Source organism: Methylobacterium oryzisoli (assembly GCF_046557895.1).
GTDB classification, from domain to species: Bacteria; Pseudomonadota; Alphaproteobacteria; order Rhizobiales; family Beijerinckiaceae; genus Methylobacterium; species Methylobacterium oryzisoli.
On sequence record NZ_JBKIBX010000054.1, the window covers coordinates 1 to 17,513 of the forward strand.

The 17,513-nt window shown below is 71.2% G+C and carries 18 protein-coding genes; 6 read left to right on the forward strand and 12 right to left on the reverse strand.

Annotated features, from left to right (window positions below; translation table 11 throughout):
- Positions 1-278 precede the first annotated feature (278 nt).
- The 5 genes from ACKUB9_RS30290 to ACKUB9_RS30310 all read right to left on the reverse strand — a co-directional run bounded on the left by ACKUB9_RS30290 (position 279) and on the right by ACKUB9_RS30310 (position 3,141).
- The gene (locus ACKUB9_RS30290) at positions 279-461 is read right to left on the reverse strand and encodes a hypothetical protein (protein WP_407529880.1); all 183 of its coding nucleotides are present in this window, start codon (positions 459-461) and stop codon (positions 279-281) included.
- Positions 462-667: 206 nt separating this feature from the next.
- Complete coding sequence (locus tag ACKUB9_RS30295) at positions 668-1,195, reverse strand: DUF4142 domain-containing protein (protein ID WP_407529878.1); 528 nt, start codon at positions 1,193-1,195, stop codon at positions 668-670.
- Between the two features lie 140 nt (positions 1,196-1,335).
- Positions 1,336-1,719 (reverse strand): response regulator, encoded by a 384-nt coding sequence (locus tag ACKUB9_RS30300; RefSeq protein WP_407529876.1) that lies wholly within the window; start codon positions 1,717-1,719, stop codon positions 1,336-1,338.
- Positions 1,720-1,813: 94 nt separating this feature from the next.
- Complete coding sequence (gene hpt / locus ACKUB9_RS30305; RefSeq protein ID WP_407529875.1) at positions 1,814-2,398, reverse strand: hypoxanthine phosphoribosyltransferase; 585 nt, start codon at positions 2,396-2,398, stop codon at positions 1,814-1,816.
- Positions 2,395-3,141 (reverse strand): zinc-ribbon domain-containing protein, encoded by a 747-nt coding sequence (locus ACKUB9_RS30310; protein ID WP_407529873.1) that lies wholly within the window; start codon positions 3,139-3,141, stop codon positions 2,395-2,397. The genes hpt and ACKUB9_RS30310 overlap by 4 nt, the downstream gene beginning before the upstream one ends.
- A 142-nt stretch (positions 3,142-3,283) precedes the next feature.
- Between ACKUB9_RS30310 and ftsE the strand changes: the two genes are divergently transcribed.
- From ftsE to ACKUB9_RS30325, 3 genes are all read left to right on the forward strand, one after another.
- Positions 3,284-4,003: a cell division ATP-binding protein FtsE gene (gene ftsE, locus ACKUB9_RS30315; RefSeq protein WP_407529871.1), complete on the forward strand. Its 720-nt coding sequence runs from the start codon at positions 3,284-3,286 to the stop codon at positions 4,001-4,003.
- 5 nt (positions 4,004-4,008) lie between these two features.
- Entirely contained in the window at positions 4,009-4,956 is a 948-nt protein-coding gene (locus ACKUB9_RS30320) for a cell division protein FtsX (protein WP_407529885.1), read from the forward strand.
- A gap of 155 nt (positions 4,957-5,111) precedes the next feature.
- Positions 5,112-5,855, forward strand: a complete 744-nt coding sequence (locus tag ACKUB9_RS30325) for a YdcF family protein (protein ID WP_407529869.1) — start codon at positions 5,112-5,114, stop codon at positions 5,853-5,855.
- A 133-nt stretch (positions 5,856-5,988) separates the two neighbouring features.
- Here ACKUB9_RS30325 and ACKUB9_RS30330 read toward each other — a convergent pair whose 3' ends face one another.
- The 7 genes from ACKUB9_RS30330 to ACKUB9_RS30360 form a co-directional block, all read right to left on the reverse strand.
- Positions 5,989-6,300, reverse strand: coding sequence for a hypothetical protein (locus ACKUB9_RS30330; RefSeq protein WP_407529867.1), 312 nt, complete (start codon positions 6,298-6,300; stop codon positions 5,989-5,991).
- Between the two features lie 7 nt (positions 6,301-6,307).
- Positions 6,308-6,775 (reverse strand): PTS IIA-like nitrogen regulatory protein PtsN, encoded by a 468-nt coding sequence (ptsN, locus tag ACKUB9_RS30335; protein WP_287746109.1) that lies wholly within the window; start codon positions 6,773-6,775, stop codon positions 6,308-6,310.
- An 84-nt stretch (positions 6,776-6,859) separates the two neighbouring features.
- On the reverse strand, positions 6,860-7,450 hold the full coding sequence (gene hpf, locus ACKUB9_RS30340) for a ribosome hibernation-promoting factor, HPF/YfiA family (protein ID WP_407529865.1): 591 nt from the start codon (positions 7,448-7,450) through the stop codon (positions 6,860-6,862).
- Positions 7,451-7,579: 129 nt separating this feature from the next.
- Positions 7,580-9,133, reverse strand: a complete 1,554-nt coding sequence (gene rpoN / locus ACKUB9_RS30345) for an RNA polymerase factor sigma-54 (RefSeq protein WP_407529863.1) — start codon at positions 9,131-9,133, stop codon at positions 7,580-7,582.
- Between the two features lie 506 nt (positions 9,134-9,639).
- Complete coding sequence (lptB, locus tag ACKUB9_RS30350) at positions 9,640-10,500, reverse strand: LPS export ABC transporter ATP-binding protein (RefSeq protein WP_407529861.1); 861 nt, start codon at positions 10,498-10,500, stop codon at positions 9,640-9,642.
- Positions 10,501-10,628: 128 nt separating this feature from the next.
- A complete protein-coding gene (grpE, locus tag ACKUB9_RS30355; RefSeq protein ID WP_407529859.1) occupies positions 10,629-11,228 on the reverse strand; it encodes a nucleotide exchange factor GrpE in 600 nt (199 codons plus the stop codon).
- Positions 11,229-11,321: 93 nt separating this feature from the next.
- Positions 11,322-14,084 (reverse strand): [protein-PII] uridylyltransferase, encoded by a 2,763-nt coding sequence (locus tag ACKUB9_RS30360; protein WP_407529856.1) that lies wholly within the window; start codon positions 14,082-14,084, stop codon positions 11,322-11,324.
- A gap of 205 nt (positions 14,085-14,289) precedes the next feature.
- Between ACKUB9_RS30360 and ACKUB9_RS30365 the strand changes: the two genes are divergently transcribed.
- The 3 genes from ACKUB9_RS30365 to ACKUB9_RS30375 all read left to right on the forward strand — a co-directional run bounded on the left by ACKUB9_RS30365 (position 14,290) and on the right by ACKUB9_RS30375 (position 17,474).
- On the forward strand, positions 14,290-15,264 hold the full coding sequence (locus ACKUB9_RS30365) for an aliphatic sulfonate ABC transporter substrate-binding protein (RefSeq protein WP_407529854.1): 975 nt from the start codon (positions 14,290-14,292) through the stop codon (positions 15,262-15,264).
- A gap of 603 nt (positions 15,265-15,867) precedes the next feature.
- The gene (locus tag ACKUB9_RS30370) at positions 15,868-16,698 is read left to right on the forward strand and encodes an ABC transporter permease (RefSeq protein WP_407529851.1); all 831 of its coding nucleotides are present in this window, start codon (positions 15,868-15,870) and stop codon (positions 16,696-16,698) included.
- Positions 16,698-17,474, forward strand: a complete 777-nt coding sequence (locus tag ACKUB9_RS30375) for an ABC transporter ATP-binding protein (RefSeq protein ID WP_407529849.1) — start codon at positions 16,698-16,700, stop codon at positions 17,472-17,474. Before ACKUB9_RS30370 ends, ACKUB9_RS30375 begins: the two co-directional genes overlap by 1 nt.
- Positions 17,475-17,513 lie beyond the last annotated feature (39 nt).

Sequence of the window (17,513 nt, forward strand, 5' to 3'; positions counted from 1 at the left end):
TGCGCAGCTTCCACCGGCGGCTCTCGCCGCATAGGGTTTAAATCGGTGTCTCACAAACCGCGGGCGGTACAATGTGCCGCCGTTTCCTGATCTCACCCCCCTACGGTGGTCTCGTCGACGACGGTCACGGCGGTGAGCCACGACTTGAAAGATGTTAGTTCTAAATCCGCGGATTTCAGATCAAATTTGATTTTCTCGAAAACACTCATTTATACTTGAGCAAATGAATGGTCAACGATCGAGAGAATTTCTGACTTATTATTTGAGGAATGTCGGCATCAAAGTACACGCTTGCTCCCGAAGCGGGACACGAACCGACCATCACTGGTCGCCTTTGTCGTCGCCGGATGTTCGATCTCATCGCTCGAGAACAAGCGCTTCAAGGCCATCTTCTCGGCCGGAGGAAGCAACGCGAGCTGTGCGGCCGCCGAGTAGCTGACTTCGAACTTACCTGCGCTCATGATGCCATCCTCATAGCACGTACAGAGGGCTTCCGCGAGCGTCATGCCATGGTTTCGTCCCCGTTCCCAACAACCCTCCGCCTTGCTCCACGAGCCTCCCGCTCGTCTGAGCATTCGGTCTACGAACGGCGGGCCGAACGAACGCTCGCTCCGCCGCTCGTCATGCGTCCTGAGAGCGGCCGGCAGGAAAGCCGCGGACCGCGCCGCTACTTCCCGAGCTCCTGCGCCATCTTCAGGTGCTGGGCGAGCGCCGGTTCGGTCTTGCCGGCCCAGGCCTTCAGCTCCTCGTTGTCGCCGCCCTTGGCGTAGCGCTGGAACAGGTCGACCGCGTCCTTGTGCGCCTTCACCTGATCGCTCTGGTACTGCTTGGTGAAGTCGTCGCCGTTGAGGCTCTTGAGCTTGTCGAGCTTGCTCTGATGGGTCGAGTCGAGGGCGGTGGGAAGCTCCGCCTTGACCTTGCCGGACTCGACCAGGGCTTTCAGCTCGCTCGACGTGCGGCCGTGATCCTGCAGCATCTGCGTGGCGAATTGCTTGGTCGCCGCGTCGGCCCGCTCCGCGGCGAGCTGGCTCGACTGCATCTCGAACATGTCGCTGATGACCGCTTCCTTGACGAAGTCGGCCGTGGACGGGCTCACGCCCATCAGCGTGTTGAGCCCGCTGCGCTCGCCGAGCGACTGCGCGAGGGCCGGACTGGCGAGCAGCAGGCCCATGACGACGAAGGCATGACGAACCATCGTGATCTCCCTTGCGGTGCCTCACCGGTGCAGGCCGGGAGTATCCAAGGCAACCGGGGCTCGCGGACCGGGTTCCTGTCCGGGTGCCTGTCCGGGTTCTTGGGCAGGGAGCGATGGGGCCGGTGGGAGGAAGCCGGTCCTCAGCCCGCGCAGGGCGTCTCGGCCGCGAGCACGCGGCGCACGCTCGCGCGCATGTCGGCGAGCGTGAAGGGCTTGGTCAGAACGTCCGAGACGATGGCGTCGAGCCCGCGGGCGCGCTCGCGCTGGTCCGCGAAGCCGGTCATCAGCATGATGGCGAGGCCCGGATAGTCGCGCTTGGCGGCGAGCGCCAGGGCGATGCCGTCCATCAGCGGCATGCGGATGTCGGTGAGCATCAGGTCGAAGGCGCCCTCGGCCTCGGCCAGGCGGTCGAGCCCGTCGCTGCCGTCGATGGCCGTGACCACCGCGTGGCCGTCCATCTCCAGGCCCCGCTTGAGAAAGCCCCGGATCGATTCCTCGTCGTCGACCAGAAGGATGTGCGCCATGCCCTTCGACTCTTCGCCGTCTCCGGCCCGACTCCCCGCCGATGATGCGACAAGCACCGGCGACGGCCTAGGTTCCTGAGGACACAGGCAGCGATTACTTGCGGTCGAACAGGTCGGGCTCCCCGTCTCCATAATCGACCAGTCCGACGAAGGGCAACTGCCGGAAGGCATGTGCGACATCCATGCCGTAGCCCACCACGAACACGTCCGGGCAGACGAAGCCGACGAAATCCGCGTCGATGGTCACGGCGCGCTTGCCCGGTTTCTCCAGGAGGACGGTGGTGAGCACCCGGCGGGCGCCGCGGGCCATCAGCAGGTCCTTGGCGTAGACCAGGGTGCGGCCGGATTCAAGGATGTCGTCGATCAGCAGCACGTCGCGCCCGCGCACCTCGCTCTCGACGTCGCGCAGGATCGCGACCTGGCCGGAGGAGACCGTCGCGGCCCGGTAGCTCGACAGGTGGATGAACTCGACCTGGGGGCTCAAGCCCGCCCGGTGCAGCGCCCGGATCAGGTCCGCCGCGAACATGAAGCTGCCCTTGAGGACCGCGACCACGAGCAGGTCCTTGGGCGACTGGTCCGCGATGGCGCGCGCCATCTCCTCGTTGCGCTGCGCGATGGAGGCCTCGTCGAAGAGGACGCGGACGCGGGGAGTCGGGGAACTCGGGGTGGCGGAACTCATCGGACCTCGGTCGAAGCGGCGGGGGTGGCGTTCAGGCTGACCGCAGATGGGCCGCTGTCAACCGCGGCAAAGCGCACGAGCACCCGGCGGCCCTTGGCGGGGGGCGCCGCGAGCTCCGCCCGGAACCGGGCGCTCTCCTCGGGTTCGAGCCGGGCGCGGGGCGCCTCCGCGGTCCAGCGGTAGATCACGCGGTCGTGCTCGTCGCGGATCTCGAGGGCGAGCGGCGGCACCGTGCGGGGGTGCGGGGAGGCGCTCACCACGTCGCCCTCCACCACGAGCCGGCCGCCCTCCGGCCCGTCCGGCGCCTGGAACGCCACCACGTCCCGCAGGCCGAGGCCGCGCAGGTTCACCGGCAGGCCGAGCCCCGCATAGAGCCGCGCGGTCTGGGGGGCGGCCCGCACCACGGTCTCCCGAGCGACGAGCGCCGCCGCCGGGAGGGCGGCGAGCAGCGCGAGGCCGAGCGCGAGGCCGGTCCGGGCGGGCAGCCGCGGGCGGAACCGCGGCCGTGCCGCGGCGGGCGGCACCGGCACCGGCGCGTCGACGGCGGTGAACACCGCCTCGCCGGAGGGCGCGAGATCGGGCACGAGATCGGGCAGCGGCTCGGCGGCGGGTTCGGGCTCGGCCGGGCGGGCGACGAACCAGCGCTCCCGGCAGGCGGCGCAGCGCACCGTGCGGCCCTCGGGGCCGATCCGCTCCGGATCGAGCGTGTACTCGCTGGCGCAGGACGGACAGACGATGAGCATGGCGAATCACCTCGGGTGACGCCGGCGGGCCGTCGCTCCACTCCTCTCGCGACAGCGTTAATGCGTGGTAAACCGAAGCGCCGGGCCGCAACGCCCGCGCAAGATCCGGGCGTCAGGATCCCCAGCGAGCAACGAGGAGCGCATGGCGGCGGGAACGTATCGGGTGACGGGGGAGAGCCTTCTGTCGGGGATGGAGGAGCCCGTCGTCCGGTTCGAGAACGTGGGCATGCGCTACGGCGTGGGGCCGGAGGTGCTGAGCGACATCAGCTTCACGATCGCCCCGCACTCGTTCCAGTTCCTCACCGGGCCGTCGGGGGCGGGCAAGACCACGCTGCTGCGCCTGATCCTGCTCTCGGCGCGCCCCAGCCGCGGCCTCGTCTCGGTGTTCGGCGAGGAGGTGAGCGGCATCTCCAGCAACGCGCTCACGGGCCTGCGGCGGCGCATGGGCGTGGTCTTCCAGGATTTCCGCCTGCTCGACCACCTCACCACCTACGAGAACGTGGCGCTGCCGCTGCGCGTCCAGGGCCGGGCCGAGACGAGCTACCGGGCCGAGGTGGTGGAACTCCTGCGCTGGGTGGGCCTGGGCGAGCGCATGCACGTGCTGCCGCCGCTCCTGTCGGGCGGCGAGAAGCAGCGCGCCGCCATCGCCCGCGCGCTGATCGCCCGGCCCGAACTGCTCCTGGCCGACGAGCCCACCGGCAACGTCGACCCGCAGCTCGGCCGCCGCCTCCTGCGCCTGTTCATCGAACTCAACCGGCTTGGAACATCCGTGCTGATCGCAACCCACGATTTCGCCCTCATGGATCTGGTCGACGCCCGCCGCCTCGTCCTGGGCGACCGGCGCCTGCGGATCGAGGAATGACGGGGATGTCCGAGGAGGCGGCCGGGCGGACGCCGCCCGCGGCCGACCTGTCGGCGCCCCTGCGCCGCAACGCCCCGCTGGTGCCCACCGACGGCAGCGCGAGCCGGGCACTCGCCGCCGTGATCGCGATCCTGACCTTCCTGGCGGCCCTGTGCGCGGGCGCCGCCGAGATCGTGGCGTCGAGCGCGGTGCAGTGGCAGGGCGCGGTGGCCAACGAGGTGACGATCCAGATCCGGCCGAGTCCCGGCCGCGACCCGGAGGCCGACGCGACCGCGGCGGCGGCGCTCGCCCGCGAGGCGCCCGGCATCGCCGAGACGCGGACGCTCTCGAAGACGGAGTCCGAGCGTCTGCTGGAGCCCTGGCTCGGCACCGGGCTCGACCTCGGAGACCTGCCGGTGCCCCGCCTCATCACGGTGCGGCTGGCCGGCAGCCCCGCCGCCGACCTGCCCGCCCTGCGCCGGCGCCTGACCGAGGCGCTGCCCGGCGTGGCGAGCCTCGACGACCACGCCCTGTGGATCTCGCGCCTCTCGACGATGGCGAACACCTTCGTGGGAATCGGGGTGGGCGTGGTGGCGCTGGTGCTGCTCGCCACGGGCCTCGCCGTGACCTTCGCGACGCGCGGCGCGATGGCGGGCAACCGCGAGGTGGTGGAGGTGCTGCATTTCGTGGGCGCCGACGACGACTTCATCGCCCGCGAGTTCCAGCGGCGCTTCTTCCGCCTCGGCCTGCGGGGCGGGGCGATCGGCGCGGGCGCGGCGCTCGCGGCGCTGGCGCTCGCCGCCGGGCTCGCCCGGCTCTGGCGCGCGAGCCCGGCGGGCGACGAGATCGAGGCCCTGTTCGGCGGCTTCGAGATCGGCTGGCGGGGCTATGCCAGCGTGGTGCTGATCGGCGTCGTCGCCTCGATCGTCACCGGCATCGTCTCGCGCGTCACGGTGCGCCGCTTCCTCGACTGAGCGAACTGCCGCAGGGGGAATGCGTTGTCACCCGTGACCATCTCATCGGCCACGTCGTTGTGCAGGGGCTGCCGCCGCAGCCGGCATTGCCTCCGGTCCGCCGCAATCGGCACTATGGTCGAGCCGTTGGGGCGGCCTCGCGGATGAAGCGTAGGATGAAGGCGCGCAACGCCGATGTGGTCGGGTGGAGCTGGGCCGGGTCGGCACCGGCCGGCCGGCCGCCGTCGCGCCCCTGGCGGCGGCTCGCCGTCGTGCTCGTCTCCCTCGGTTTCGCGGGCGGGGCCGCCCTCGGCCTCGGCTTCCTGGCCTTCGTGGCCGGCGTCGCCCGCAGCGAGCGCCTTCCGGGCGCCCGGGCCGACGCCATCGTGGCCCTGACGGGCGGGGCCCAGCGCATCGGCGACGCGATCGATCTCCTGGCCGCCGGCTACGGCCGGCGCCTCCTCATCACCGGCGTCAACGAGCGCACGAGCCGCGACGAGATCGCCCGTCTCAACCCCGGCCAGCAGCACCTGATCGCCTGCTGCGTCGACCTCGACTACCGGGCGCGCAACACCATCGGCAACGCCATCGAGACCCGGCGCTGGATGCGCGAGCACGGCTTCCGCACCGTCGCGGTGGTGACCTCGAACTACCACATGCCGCGCACGCTGGTGGAACTCGACCACGCGCTGGCGGAGAGCGACCGGGTGGTGCCCCACCCGGTGGTCCATGACGGGTTCGACCTGGACACGTGGTGGCGCCACCCGTCCTCCGCCCGGCTCCTCGCCTCGGAATACGTGAAGTTCCTGGTGGCGTGGGTCCGCACGCGCTTCGAGAGCGACCCGGAGAGTTCGCGCGCCGCCATCCTGATGAGCCGCGGCCGCCCCGTGAAGGTGGTGGCCGAGCCGCTGATGCGCTGAGGAGCCCCTCACACCAACGCCGCGTGATCCCGCCGGGATGGCGGATTGGGGCTTCGCTCGAGCGTGCTGAGCCTGCAACCGCGCCGCGCCGGCTTGCTGATCCAAGCTCCGCCTTGATCAAGCGGAAACGGTGTCAGCGGCAGCGGCTGCGCACCAGGGCTGCGAATTCGCGCTCGGAGCCCTGGACCTGGGCCAGGCGCTCGCTGCGCTCCGCGCCGGTCAGGCAGCGCCCGTACACCACCGCCGCGCGCCGCATCGTGTCGACGTGCTGGCGCCAGCCGCGGCAGCGGTCCGCCTCGCTGTCGCCCAGGCTCTCCAGGCGTTCGATCGCCATCTTCTGCGAGGATTGCGCGACCAGAAGGTCGCGGGCGCAGGTGCCGTCGGTGGCCCGTGCGGCGGGCGGCAGCATCAGCAGGAGGGCGGCGAGGAGGAGCGGCCGGGGCATCGCGCGGTCAGGCGGCCTGCGGCGCGGGGGAGTGGGTCAGGAGCGCGTAGAGCGCGTCGCCGTCGCGGGCCGCCCGGATGCGGTCGATGATGCCGGGTTCGCGCAGCACCCGTGCCACCCGGGCGAGCGCCTTCAGGTGATCCGCGCCCGCCCCCTCGGGGGCGAGCAGCAGGAAGGCGATGTCCACCGGCTGGCCGTCCAGCGCCTCGAAATCCACCGGGCGCTCCAGGCGCGCCACGAGGCCGAAGAGCTGCGTCAGGCCCGCCAGCTTGCCGTGCGGGATCGCCACGCCCTCGCCGATGCCGGTGGAGCCCAGGCGCTCGCGCTGCAGCAGGGTCTCGAAGATCTCGCGCTCGTCGAGACCCGGCAGGTGCTTGGCGGCGTGATGGGCGAGTTCCTGCAGGACCTGCTTCTTGCCCTGCGCGCGCAGCGCCGGGAGGACGGCCTCCGGCTTGAGGAATTCCAGCAATGGCATCGGGACCGCTGCCTCATCGACGGGACGGTAGGCGCCCGTTCCCTCTCCAGGACCGGAGGCAAGCCGTGGGCCGGTTCAGCCCGCTCACGGTGTGCCGCGTTCCGGCGGATCGATCCAGCCGATCGCGCCGTCCGTCCGACGATATACGACGTTGACCCGCTCGGTTCCAGCGTGAACGAAGACGAGCACGGGGGCGCCGGTCATGTCGAGCTCCACCACCGCCTCGCTCACCGAGCGGCGGTGCAGGGTGCGGGTGCTCTCGGCGATCACCGGCGGGTGGGTGCCGGTATCCTCATCGGGCGTCTCGAACACCGAGTAGGCGGCCTCCAGGGCGGCGGCTTCCGGCTCGCCGCGGCGGGCCGGGCCGTTGGCGCCGGCGGCGTGGGTCTTCAGGCGGTGCTTGTAGCGGCGCAGGCGCCGCTCGATGCGGTCCGCGGTCTGCTCGAAGCTCGCATGAGGGTCGTGGGCGCTGGCGGACGCCTCCAGGGTGATGCCGGAGGTGAGGTGCAGCACGCAATCGGTGCGGTAGGCCCCGCCGTCCCGGCCGATCGCCACATGGCCCGAATAGGCGCCGTCGAAGTACTTGGCGAGGGTGGCGGCCATCCGCTCCTCCACCCGGGACCGGAGTGCCTCCCCCAGATCGACGCCGCGACCCGACACGCGCAATCCTGCCATGAACATCCCTCCGGCCATTCTCACGCCGGCCCCACGGATGGCGTCCGCCTCGGGGCCGATGCTTGAAGAGCTAAGAATCGGAAGCCGCGAAGTCAACGCAGGGCGGGCGACGCAGCGGCAGCCGGCGCGTCAGCGCGCCAGCGCGGCGCGCTCGCGGCGGCGCTCGATCGAGGAGGGGATGCGCAGCGATTCCCGGTACTTGGCCACGGTCCGCCGGGCGATGTCGACGCCCTCGTGGCGCAGCCGCTGCACCAGGGCGTCGTCGGACAGCACGTCGCCGGCCTCGCCGTCGATGAGCTGCTTGATGCGGTGGCGCACCGCCTCAGAGGAATGCGCCGCCGCGCCCGCCGCCCCGGGAATCGCGGCGGTGAAGAAGTACTTCATCTCGAAGGTGCCGCGGCTCGTGCCGATCGACTTGTTCGAGGTCACGCGCGAGACGGTGGATTCGTGCATCCCGATCGCGTCCGCCACGGTCTTCAGGTTCAGCGGGCGCAGATGCGCGACGCCGTTGAGGAAGAAGCCGTCCTGCTGGCGCACGATCTCGCTCGCCACCTTCAAGATGGTGCGGGCACGCTGCTCCAGGCTGCGGGTGAGCCAGTTGGCGGTCTGCAGGCACTCCGACAGGAAGGCCTTGTCGGTGTCGTTCTTCGCCCCGCGCGCGACGGTGGCGTAGTAGCTCTGGTTGACGAGGACCCGGGGCAGGGCCTCGCTGTTCAGCTCCACCAGCCAGGAGCCGTCCGGGGCGGGGCGCACGAAGACGTCCGGCACCAGCACCTCGACCGGGCCGCTGCCGAAGGCGCGGCCGGGCTTGGGATCGAGCTGGCGCAGCTCCGCCAGCATGTCGGCCAGATCCTCGTCGTCGACCCCGCACAGCCGCCGCAGGGCCGCGAGATCGCGCTTGGCGACGAGGTCGAGGCGCGAGACCAGCGCCTGCATGGCCGGGTCGAAGCGGTCGCGCTCGCGCAGCTGGATGCTCAGGCACTCGGCGAGGTCGCGCCCGCCGACGCCGGAGGGGTCGAAGCCCTGCACCAGCGCCAGCACGCGCCCGACGAGGTCGAGCCCGACGCCGAGCCGCTCGGCGACCATCGCCGGATCCTCGCGCAGGTAGCCCGCCTCGTCGATCGCATCGATCAGGAAGCCGCCCACCAGCCGCTCGACGGGGTCGCGGGTCGCGAGGTCGAGCTGACCCGCCAGATGATCGCGCAGCGATGATTCGGTGGTGAGCGTCGCCTCGAAATCGGGCGCCTCGCCGTCGAAGCTGCCGCCGGTGCTGCCCCATGGCGCGGGCGTCAGCGAGAGGCTGTCGCCGCCCGGCGCCTCGCGCACGGCCGGTCCCTCGTCCGGGAAGACGTTGTCGAGGCGGGTGCCGAGATCGCTCTCGATCTCGCCGCGGCTGGGATTGAGGTCCTGGGCGAGCCAAGGCTCGGCCGAGGGCTCGCCGCCGTCGCCGTCCCCATCGCCGCCGAACTCCCCGCCGCCGAATTCCTCGGCGGGGGCGGGCGCCTCGCCGCGGGGCTCCTCGGCCTCGGCGCGTTCCAGGAGCGGGTTGCGCTCCAGCTCCGCGTCCACGTAGGCGGCGAGGTCGAGGTGGGAGAGCTGCAGCAGCTTGATCGCCTGCAGGAGTTGCGGCGTCATCACCAGGGCTTGGCCCTGGCGCATCTCGAGCCGTTGCAGCAGTCCCATCAGCCAGCCCCGACCTACGGCCCCGCTCTCCGCCGGGGCCGGCACGATTTTTGCTTCGATTCGTCAAGGCCGGTGTAAACCGAAGCCGGACATCCGTCAAAGCAGGCCTTCGCCCGCCGGGGACGCGAGCCATCAGAGCACCCGGCCGGCCGTCTGTCGAGACGGCCCGCCAGTCGAGGCCGGGCTTCGCGCAGAAAAAGATCTGTGAAGGGGAGACGATGCCGCAGTGATTCGCCGCGGTCTGCGGCCGTCGTGTCCGGATGTCTTAACGAAGCATTACCGCTCTTGCTTGACGACACGGCGGCGATGACGCATCGATCTCTCGCGGTGATCGATGGCGGAACGGTGATCGGGCAGGCAGCCGCGACGGGCACCTGAATTCAGCTTCGGCAAGTCTCGATGTCGGACGACGGCCGGATCATCGCGCCGCGGACTCGGCCATCGGTGATTCGGCATCCGCGACCCGGGTGCCCGCCTCGCCCGGACGCCCGCGTCCGGACGGCCGGTCAGAGGCGGAAATCCTCGCCGAGGTAGAGGCGGCGCACGTCGTCGTTGGCGACGATCTCGGCGGGCGTGCCCTCGGTCAGGATGCGCCCGGAATGCACGATGTAGGCCCGGTCGATCAGGCCCAGCGTCTCGCGCACGTTGTGGTCGGTGATCAGCACCCCGATGCCGCGGCCCTTCAGGTGCATCACCAGATCCTGGATGTCGCCCACCGCGATCGGGTCGATGCCCGCGAAGGGCTCGTCGAGGAGCATGAAGGAGGGCGAGGAGGCGAGTGCGCGGGCGATCTCCAGGCGGCGGCGCTCGCCGCCCGAGAGCGCGATGGCGGGCGACTTGCGCAGCCGCGTGATGGTGAATTCTTCGAGCAGGGCGTCGAGCCGGCGCTCGCGGGCCTTGCGGTCCGGCTCCACCACCTCCAGCACCGCCCGGATGTTGTCCTCCACGTTGAGGCCGCGGAAGATCGACGCCTCCTGGGGCAGGTAGCCGATGCCGAGGCGGGCGCGCTGGTACATCGGCAGGCCGGTGATCTCCTGCCCGTCGAGGCTGATCAGCCCGCGATCGGCCGAGACGAGGCCGGTGATCATGTAGAAGATCGTGGTCTTGCCGGCCCCGTTGGGGCCGAGCAGGCCGACGGCCTCGCCGTTGCGGACGAACAGGCCGGCATCGTGCACGACGGTGCGGGCGCCGTAGCTCTTCTTGAGGCCCTGGACCGCCAGGATGCCGGGGCCGCCCAGGCCCGCCTCCGGGTGTCCCGCGGCGTCGCCATACACCCGTTCGCGCCGCGCGCGGCCGAACAGCCGCGCCAAGCGTGAACGGGCAGGGGCCGCCTGGGCCCGCAGCGGCAGGACGGAGGAGGATCTCACCGGGGCGCTCTCTCGGCTTCGACCGTCCCGGCCCCTCCGCCCCGAGTGGCCAAGCCGATGCTCAAGACACGCGTGTTAGCGAAGGCGCCGGCTCGCCGCAACGCGGCGGTCTGCCGAGGCCCGCCGCCTCACGCCTCGGCCGGCTTGTCGGCCGACGCCTTCGGGCCGCCCTTGGCGACACCGACGAGGGCCGGGCGCAGCACCCGGTCGCCGATCACGTAGCCGGTCTGCACCACCTGGACGACGGTGCCGCTGGCCACGTCGGGGTTGGGCACCTCGAACATCGCCTGATGCAGGTTGGGGTCGAATCGCTGGCCCTGCGGCTCCACCGGGCGCACGCCGTGCCGCTCCAGGGTCTTGATCAGGTCGCGCTCGGTGAGCTCGATGCCGTCCACCAGCGCCTTGAGGGAGCCCTCCGCCGCCGCGCGGCTCTCGGCCGGCACGCTGTCGAGGGCGCGCCGCACGTTGTCGGCGACGTTCAGCATGTCGCGGGCGAAGTTCGTCACCGCGTAGGTGCGCGCATCCGCGACCTCGCGCTCGGTGCGCCGGCGCAGGTTCTCCATGTCGGCGAGCGTGCGCAGCAGCTTGTCCTTCAGGTCGCGCTTCTCGGCTTCGAGCGCGGCCACCGCGTCCGCGGCCTGGGGTTCGGGCGCGCCGGCCGCATCCTGGGCCGGGTCCACGCCCTCGGGCAGCGGGCGCGCGGCAGTCTCCGTGTCGTTCGGCGTCATCATCGGTCCACAAGGAGAATCGGAAGGCGCTGATATCAGGTCTGGGACGGCCGAAATCAAGTTGCTCGGGCAGGACAGGGTCTGCCGGAAAGCTCACTCGCCGGCCTTGCGCACGGGCCGGCGCCCGGCGCCCTCGCCCTCGAACACCGCCATCACGGCCCGGCGGATCGTCGCCTGCCGGTCGGGCTGGGTGATCTTCGTGCCGGTGAGATCGGTGACGTAGAAGACGTCCACCGCCTTCTCGCCGAAGGTGGCGACGTGGGCCGAGGTGATGTTGAGGTTGAGCCGGCTCAGGGCCGTGGTCAGCTCGTAGAGCAGGCCGGGCCGGTCGAGGCCGGAGATCTCCAGCACGGTCTCGCGGGCCGAGAGCGCGTTGTCGATCGAGAGGTCGGGGGCGACCTGGAAGGTGCGGGAGCGGTCCTTGCGCGGGTGGCGGTCGGCCACGAGGTCGGCGATGCGGATCTCGCCCTTCAGCGCCCGCTCGATGGCGGAGGCGATGCGCCCGGCGCGGCGCATCTCGTCCTCGTCCTGGTCGAAGGCCCGCGACAGCACGATCGTGTCGAGCACGAACCCGTCCGCGGTGGTGAAGATCTGCGCGTCCACGATGTTGCCGCCGGCCGCCGCGCAGGCCCCGGTGAGGATCGCGAGCAGCCGCGGGTGGTCGGGCGAGTAGACGGTGAGTTCGGTGACGCCCCGCGAGGTGTCGGTCTCGCAGCGGGTCGCGACGGTGCGCCCCTCCGCCACCGCCTCGCGGATGAAGCGGGCGTTGCGCACCTGGCGCACCGCGTCGACCTTGAGCCAGTAGGGCGGGTAGTGGCGGGCCGCGTAGGCGTCGAATTCCTCGGCCGACCAGTCGGGGAGCTGCTCGCGCAGGCGCATCTGGATCAGCCGCACCCGGTCCGTGCGGGCGATCTCCGAGTGCCCGCCCGAGAGCACGACCTCGGTCTCGTAGTACAGGGTGCGCAGCAGCGTCGCCTTCCAGGCGGTCCACACGCCCGGACCCACCGCCTTGATGTCCGCGATGGTGAGCACGAGCAGGAGCTTCAGCCGCTCCAGGCTCTGCACCACGCCCGCGAAGGTCTCGATGGTCTTGGGGTCCGAGAGGTCGCGGCTCTGCGCGGTCATCGACATCAGGAGGTGGTGCTCGACGAGCCACGCCACCGTGGCGGTCTCGGCCGCGTCGAGCCCGAAGCGCGGCCCGAGCTTGCGGGCGACGGACGCGCCCGCGATCGAGTGGTCCTCCTTCCGGCCCTTGGCGATGTCGTGCAGGAAGATCGCCACCGTGAGCGCGCGGCGGTTCTGGATCGTGCCGATGATGCGGTGGGCGAGCGGGTGCTCGTCCTTGGCCTCGCCGCTCTCGATCTTGGCCAGCACGCCGAGCGAGCGGATCAGGTGCTCGTCCACCGTGAAGTGGTGGTACATGTTGAACTGCATCATCGCGACGATGCGGCCGAAATCCGGCACGAAGCGCCCGAGCACCCCGGTCTCGTTCATGTGCCGCAGCACCGTCTCGGGGGCGTTCTGCGAGGTCAGCAGGTCGAGGAAGAGGCGGTTGGCCTCGCGGTCGACCCGCACCAGCGGGCCGATCAGGCTGAGCGAGCGCGTGGCGAGCCGGCTCGCATCCGGGTGGATGGCGAGGTCGTGCCGGTCCGAGAGCCAGAACAGCCGGATCAGGTTGACCGGGTCGCGCTCGAAGGCGTCCTCCCGGCTCACCCCGAGCCGGCCGTTGTCGAGGCGGAAATCGTCCGATTCGAGGTCGGGGGCGCGGAAGCGCTCGCGGATGCGCCCGAACCAGCGGTTGAGCACCGGCGGGCGCTTGGTGTGGCGCGCCTCCATCTCGGCGCAGACGATGGCGGTGAGGTCGCCCACGTCCTTGGCGATCAGGAAGTAGGATTTCATGAACCGCTCGACGGCCGTCAGGCCGCCCCGGGGGGCGTAGCCGAGCCGCTCGGCGATGCGCTGCTGGAGCCCGAACGACAGCCGCTCCTCGGCGCGCCCGGTGGCGAAGTGCACGTGGCAGCGCACCCGCCACAGGAACTCCTCGCAGCGCTCGAACAGCCGCAGCTCCTCGGGGGTGAACAGGCCTGCGCCGACGAGGTCCTCGGTCTCCTTCACGCGGAAGGTGTACTTGGCGATCCAGAACAGGGTGTTGAGGTCGCGCAATCCCCCCTTGCCGTCCTTGACGTTCGGTTCGACGAGGTAGCGCGAGGCGCCGCTCTTGGCGACGCGGGCGTCGCGCTCCCTGAGCTTGGCCTCCACGAACTCGGCGGCGGTGCCCTGCACCACCTCGGCGTCGAAGCGCGCCGCGAGTTCGTCGAACAGCGCCCGCTCGCCGAACAGGAAGCGGGCTTCGAGGAGCGCGGTGCGGATCGTCATGTCCGCCCGGCCCTCGCGCAGGCACTCGGCCACCGAGCGGGTGGCGTGGCCGACCTTCAGCTTGAGGTCCCACAGGACGTAGAGGATCGCCTCGACGACGCTCTCGCCCCAGGCGGTCTGCTTGTAGGGCAGCAGGAACAGGAGATCGATGTCGGAGCCCGGCGCCAGCGTGCCGCGGCCGTAGCCGCCGGTCGCCACCACGGCGATCTGCTCGCCCGCGGTCGGATTGTCGGCCCGGTAGAGGCGCTTGACCACCGCCGCGTAGATCGCCTGGATGACCGCGTCCATCAGCCCGCACAGCTCGCGCGCGCAGGCCATGCCGTCGCGGTGGCGCAGCAGGTTCTCCTCCGCCGCGCTGCGTCCCGCCTCGATGATCCGCTTCAGCTCCGGCACCATGCGCTCGCGCAGGCGGGTCGGGTCGCTCGTGGTCTGGTCGATGCCGGCGAGGAGCCGGGCGAGGTCGGCGGCGGTGTCGGGCATGGGATCCCGGGGAGAGGGGAGCGCGGTCGGCCAAGGATGTCGTCAGGCAAGGATGCCGACTGGCGTTGTGTAACCGTTGCGTCGTCCGCAATCCACAGGGCCGACGCGGCGCATCCGGAATGGCGGACCGTTTGTTTGACAAAAAGAACGCGCTCGCCTAGAGCCGAAGCCGGCTCCGGGTCTGTGCCCGAGGGGGAGTGACACGATGCGCATCCATCGCCGCGCGCTGTTCGGCGCCCTGGCGGGCCTCGCTGGCCTGCTGTCTCTGCAGGCTCCGGCCGCGGCCCAGGCCGCCAAGGAGGTCCGGATCGACTGGGCCACCTACAATCCGGTGAGCCTCGTCCTGAAGGAGAAGGGCCTGCTCGAGAAGGCGCTCGCGGGCGACGGTGTCACGGTGCGCTGGGTGCAGTCGCTCGGCTCCAACAAGGCGCTCGAGTTCCTCAATGCCGGCTCCCTCGATTTCGGCTCGACCGCGGGCGCCGCCGCCCTCCTGGCGCGGATCAACGGCAACCCGATCAAGGCGGTCTACGTCTACTCGCGGCCGGAATGGACCGCGCTGGTGACGCGCCCGAACACCGGCATCGCCGCCGTACGGGACCTCAAGGGCCGGCGCATCGCCGTCACCCGCGGCACCGACCCGCACATCTTCCTGATCCGCGCGCTCCAGGGCGCGGGCCTCACCGAGCGCGACGTCAAGCTCGTCCTGCTCCAGCACCCGGACGGGCGCACCGCCCTCGACCGCGGCGACGTCGACGCCTGGGCGGGCCTCGACCCGATCATGGCGGCGGCCGAGATCGAGACCGGCGCCGTGCTCTTCCATCGCAACGCCGCCGCCAACACCTGGGGCGTCCTCAACGTGCGCGAAGACTTCGCCAAGGCGAATCCGGATCTCTCCCGCAAGGTGCTGGCCGCCTACGAGGAGGCCCGCGCCATCGCGGTGGGCCGGCCCGACGAGCTGCGGCGGATCCTCGGCGCGGCGACGAAGCTGCCCGAGCCGGTGGTGGCCCGCCAGCTGGAGCGCACCGACCTGTCGCACTCGGCCATCGGCCCGCTCCAGGCCGAGACGATCCTGGCCGCCGGCAAGGCCCTGCAGGAGGCCGGCGTGATCCCGGCCGGGACGGATGTCGAGGGCGCGGTGAATAATCTGATCGACCGCCGGTTCAACACGGCCTCGCAGTGAGGCACTGGTTTCCCTCCCTCCTGTGCGGCACGGCTGTCCGGGGAAAAAGATCATGTTCTTCAAAGGCGCAGGCGTGACAAGACGGTCGCGGGGAACCCTTCTCCCGTGCGGGAGAAGGGCAGGGATGAGGGTCCCGGGAGGGAGCCGCAGTGACGTGTTGAGCGTGGTGAGGGGAGCGGAACGGGTCAGCTTCAAACACTGACTTTGGTGCTGGTCGCGGCAGCGTTCCGCCTTCCTGCGGCTCCCTCCCGGGACCCTCACCCCTACCCCTCTCCCGCACGGGCAGGGCAATCGCATATGGAAATGGCGTTCTCTCGCTCCGCCATGCCAAGAGGAATTTCCACTCTTTTCAGCGGGGTGTTCCCTCGAAAAGTCTGCGACCAGCTCACGCCCGAGAGAACAAAATTCCCATATGCGATTGCCCTGCCCGCACGGGAGAGGGGNCACTCTTTTCAGCGGGGTGTTCCCTCGAAAAGTCTGCGACCAGCTCACGCCCGAGAGAACAAAATTCCCATATGCGATTGCCCTGCCCGCACGGGAGAGGGGATCCCGCGCTGCCTGCGCCATATCAATCCATCGTAGAAACGTGTGACGGGCCACCCCATGGACGCGACCCCGCATCCCGGCCTCGCAACGGCCGAGACCGCCGATGCGCCGGCCCCCCGCCGGACGGGCGGCGCGTGGCTCGTCGGCCTCCTCCTGCCCCTCGGCCTCGCGCTGGCCTGGGAACTCGCGGTGCGGGCCGGGCTCGCGCAGGGGCGCCTCGTGCCGCCGCCGAGCCGCATCCTCGACACGCTCCGCTCGCTCGCCGTCACCGGCGAACTCTGGACCCACGTGCTCGCGAGCCTCACGCGGGTCGCGGCGGGCTTCGCCTTCGGGGCGGCGGCCGGCATCGCCCTCGGCGCCGTCACCGGCACGCTGCCGCTGATGCGCCGGGTGCTCGATCCGACCCTGCAGGCGCTGCGCGCGATCCCCTCCATCGCCTGGGTGCCGCTGTTCATCCTGTGGTTCGGCATCTTCGAGGCCTCGAAGATCACCCTGATCGCGGTGGGCGTGTTCTTCCCGGTCTATCTCGGGGTGGCGGGCGCCATCGCGTCGGTGGACCGCAAGCTCGTCGAGGTCGGGCGCGTCTTCCGGCTCTCGCGGCCGGCGCTCGCCCGCCGCATCCTGCTGCCGGCCGTGCTGCCCGCCACCCTGGTGGCCCTGCGCACGGGTCTGGGCCTCGGCTTCATGTTCGTGGCGGCAGCCGAGCTCCTGGGCGCCTCGGAGGGCCTGGGCTACCTCCTCCTCGACGGCCAGCAGCTCGGCAAGCCGGAGCAGATCGTGGCCGCCATCATCGCCTTCGCAGGCGTGGGCAAGCTCTGCGACGCCGCCCTCGTGGCCCTGACCCGCCCGCTGGTGCGCTGGCAGGACACGGTGCGGGAGGCGCTGTGATGCTGGTCCTCGACCGCCTCTCCAAGACCTACGCGGACGGCACGCGGGCGCTCCACGACATCTCGCTTTCGGTGCGCGGGGCCGAGATCGTGGCGCTGGTGGGCGGCTCGGGCTGCGGCAAGACCACGCTGCTGCGCCTCGTCGCCGGCCTCGACGTCGCGACGGCCGGGCGCATCAGCCTCGACGGGGAGGCGATCACCGCGCCGCATCCGGGCGTCGGCATTGTCTTCCAGGAGCCGCGCCTGCTGCCCTGGCTCACGGTGGCCGGGAACGTCGCCTTCGGGCTCGACGCCCTGCCGGCGCGCGAGCGCCGCGAGCGGGTGCATCACGCCCTCGACCGGGTGGGCCTCGCCGAGCACGCCGCGCGCTGGCCGCGCGAATTGTCGGGCGGGCAGCAGCAGCGGGTCGCGATCGCCCGCGCCTTCGTGGCCGCCCCCAAGGTGCTGCTCCTCGACGAGCCTTTCTCGGCCCTCGACGCCTTCACGCGCGCCGACCTGCACCGCCACCTCCTGGCGCTGTGGGCCGAGAGCCGGCCGACCGTGCTGATCGTCACCCACGACGTCGCCGAGGCGGTGGCGCTGGCCGACCGGGCGGTGGTGCTGCGTCCCAAGCCCGGCCGGATCGACGACACCGTGCCGCTGCCCCTGAGCCGCCCGCGCCAGCCGACCTCCCCCGGCAGCGAGGCGGCGGTGCGCGCGATCCTGGCGAGCCTCGACCGCTCGCTGCGTCCGGTGGGCGAGACGCCCGAGCGGGCGGATGCCGCGCTCTGGTGGTGATCGCGCCGCACCGGTGCTAAGGCGCGCGACGCTGCGATG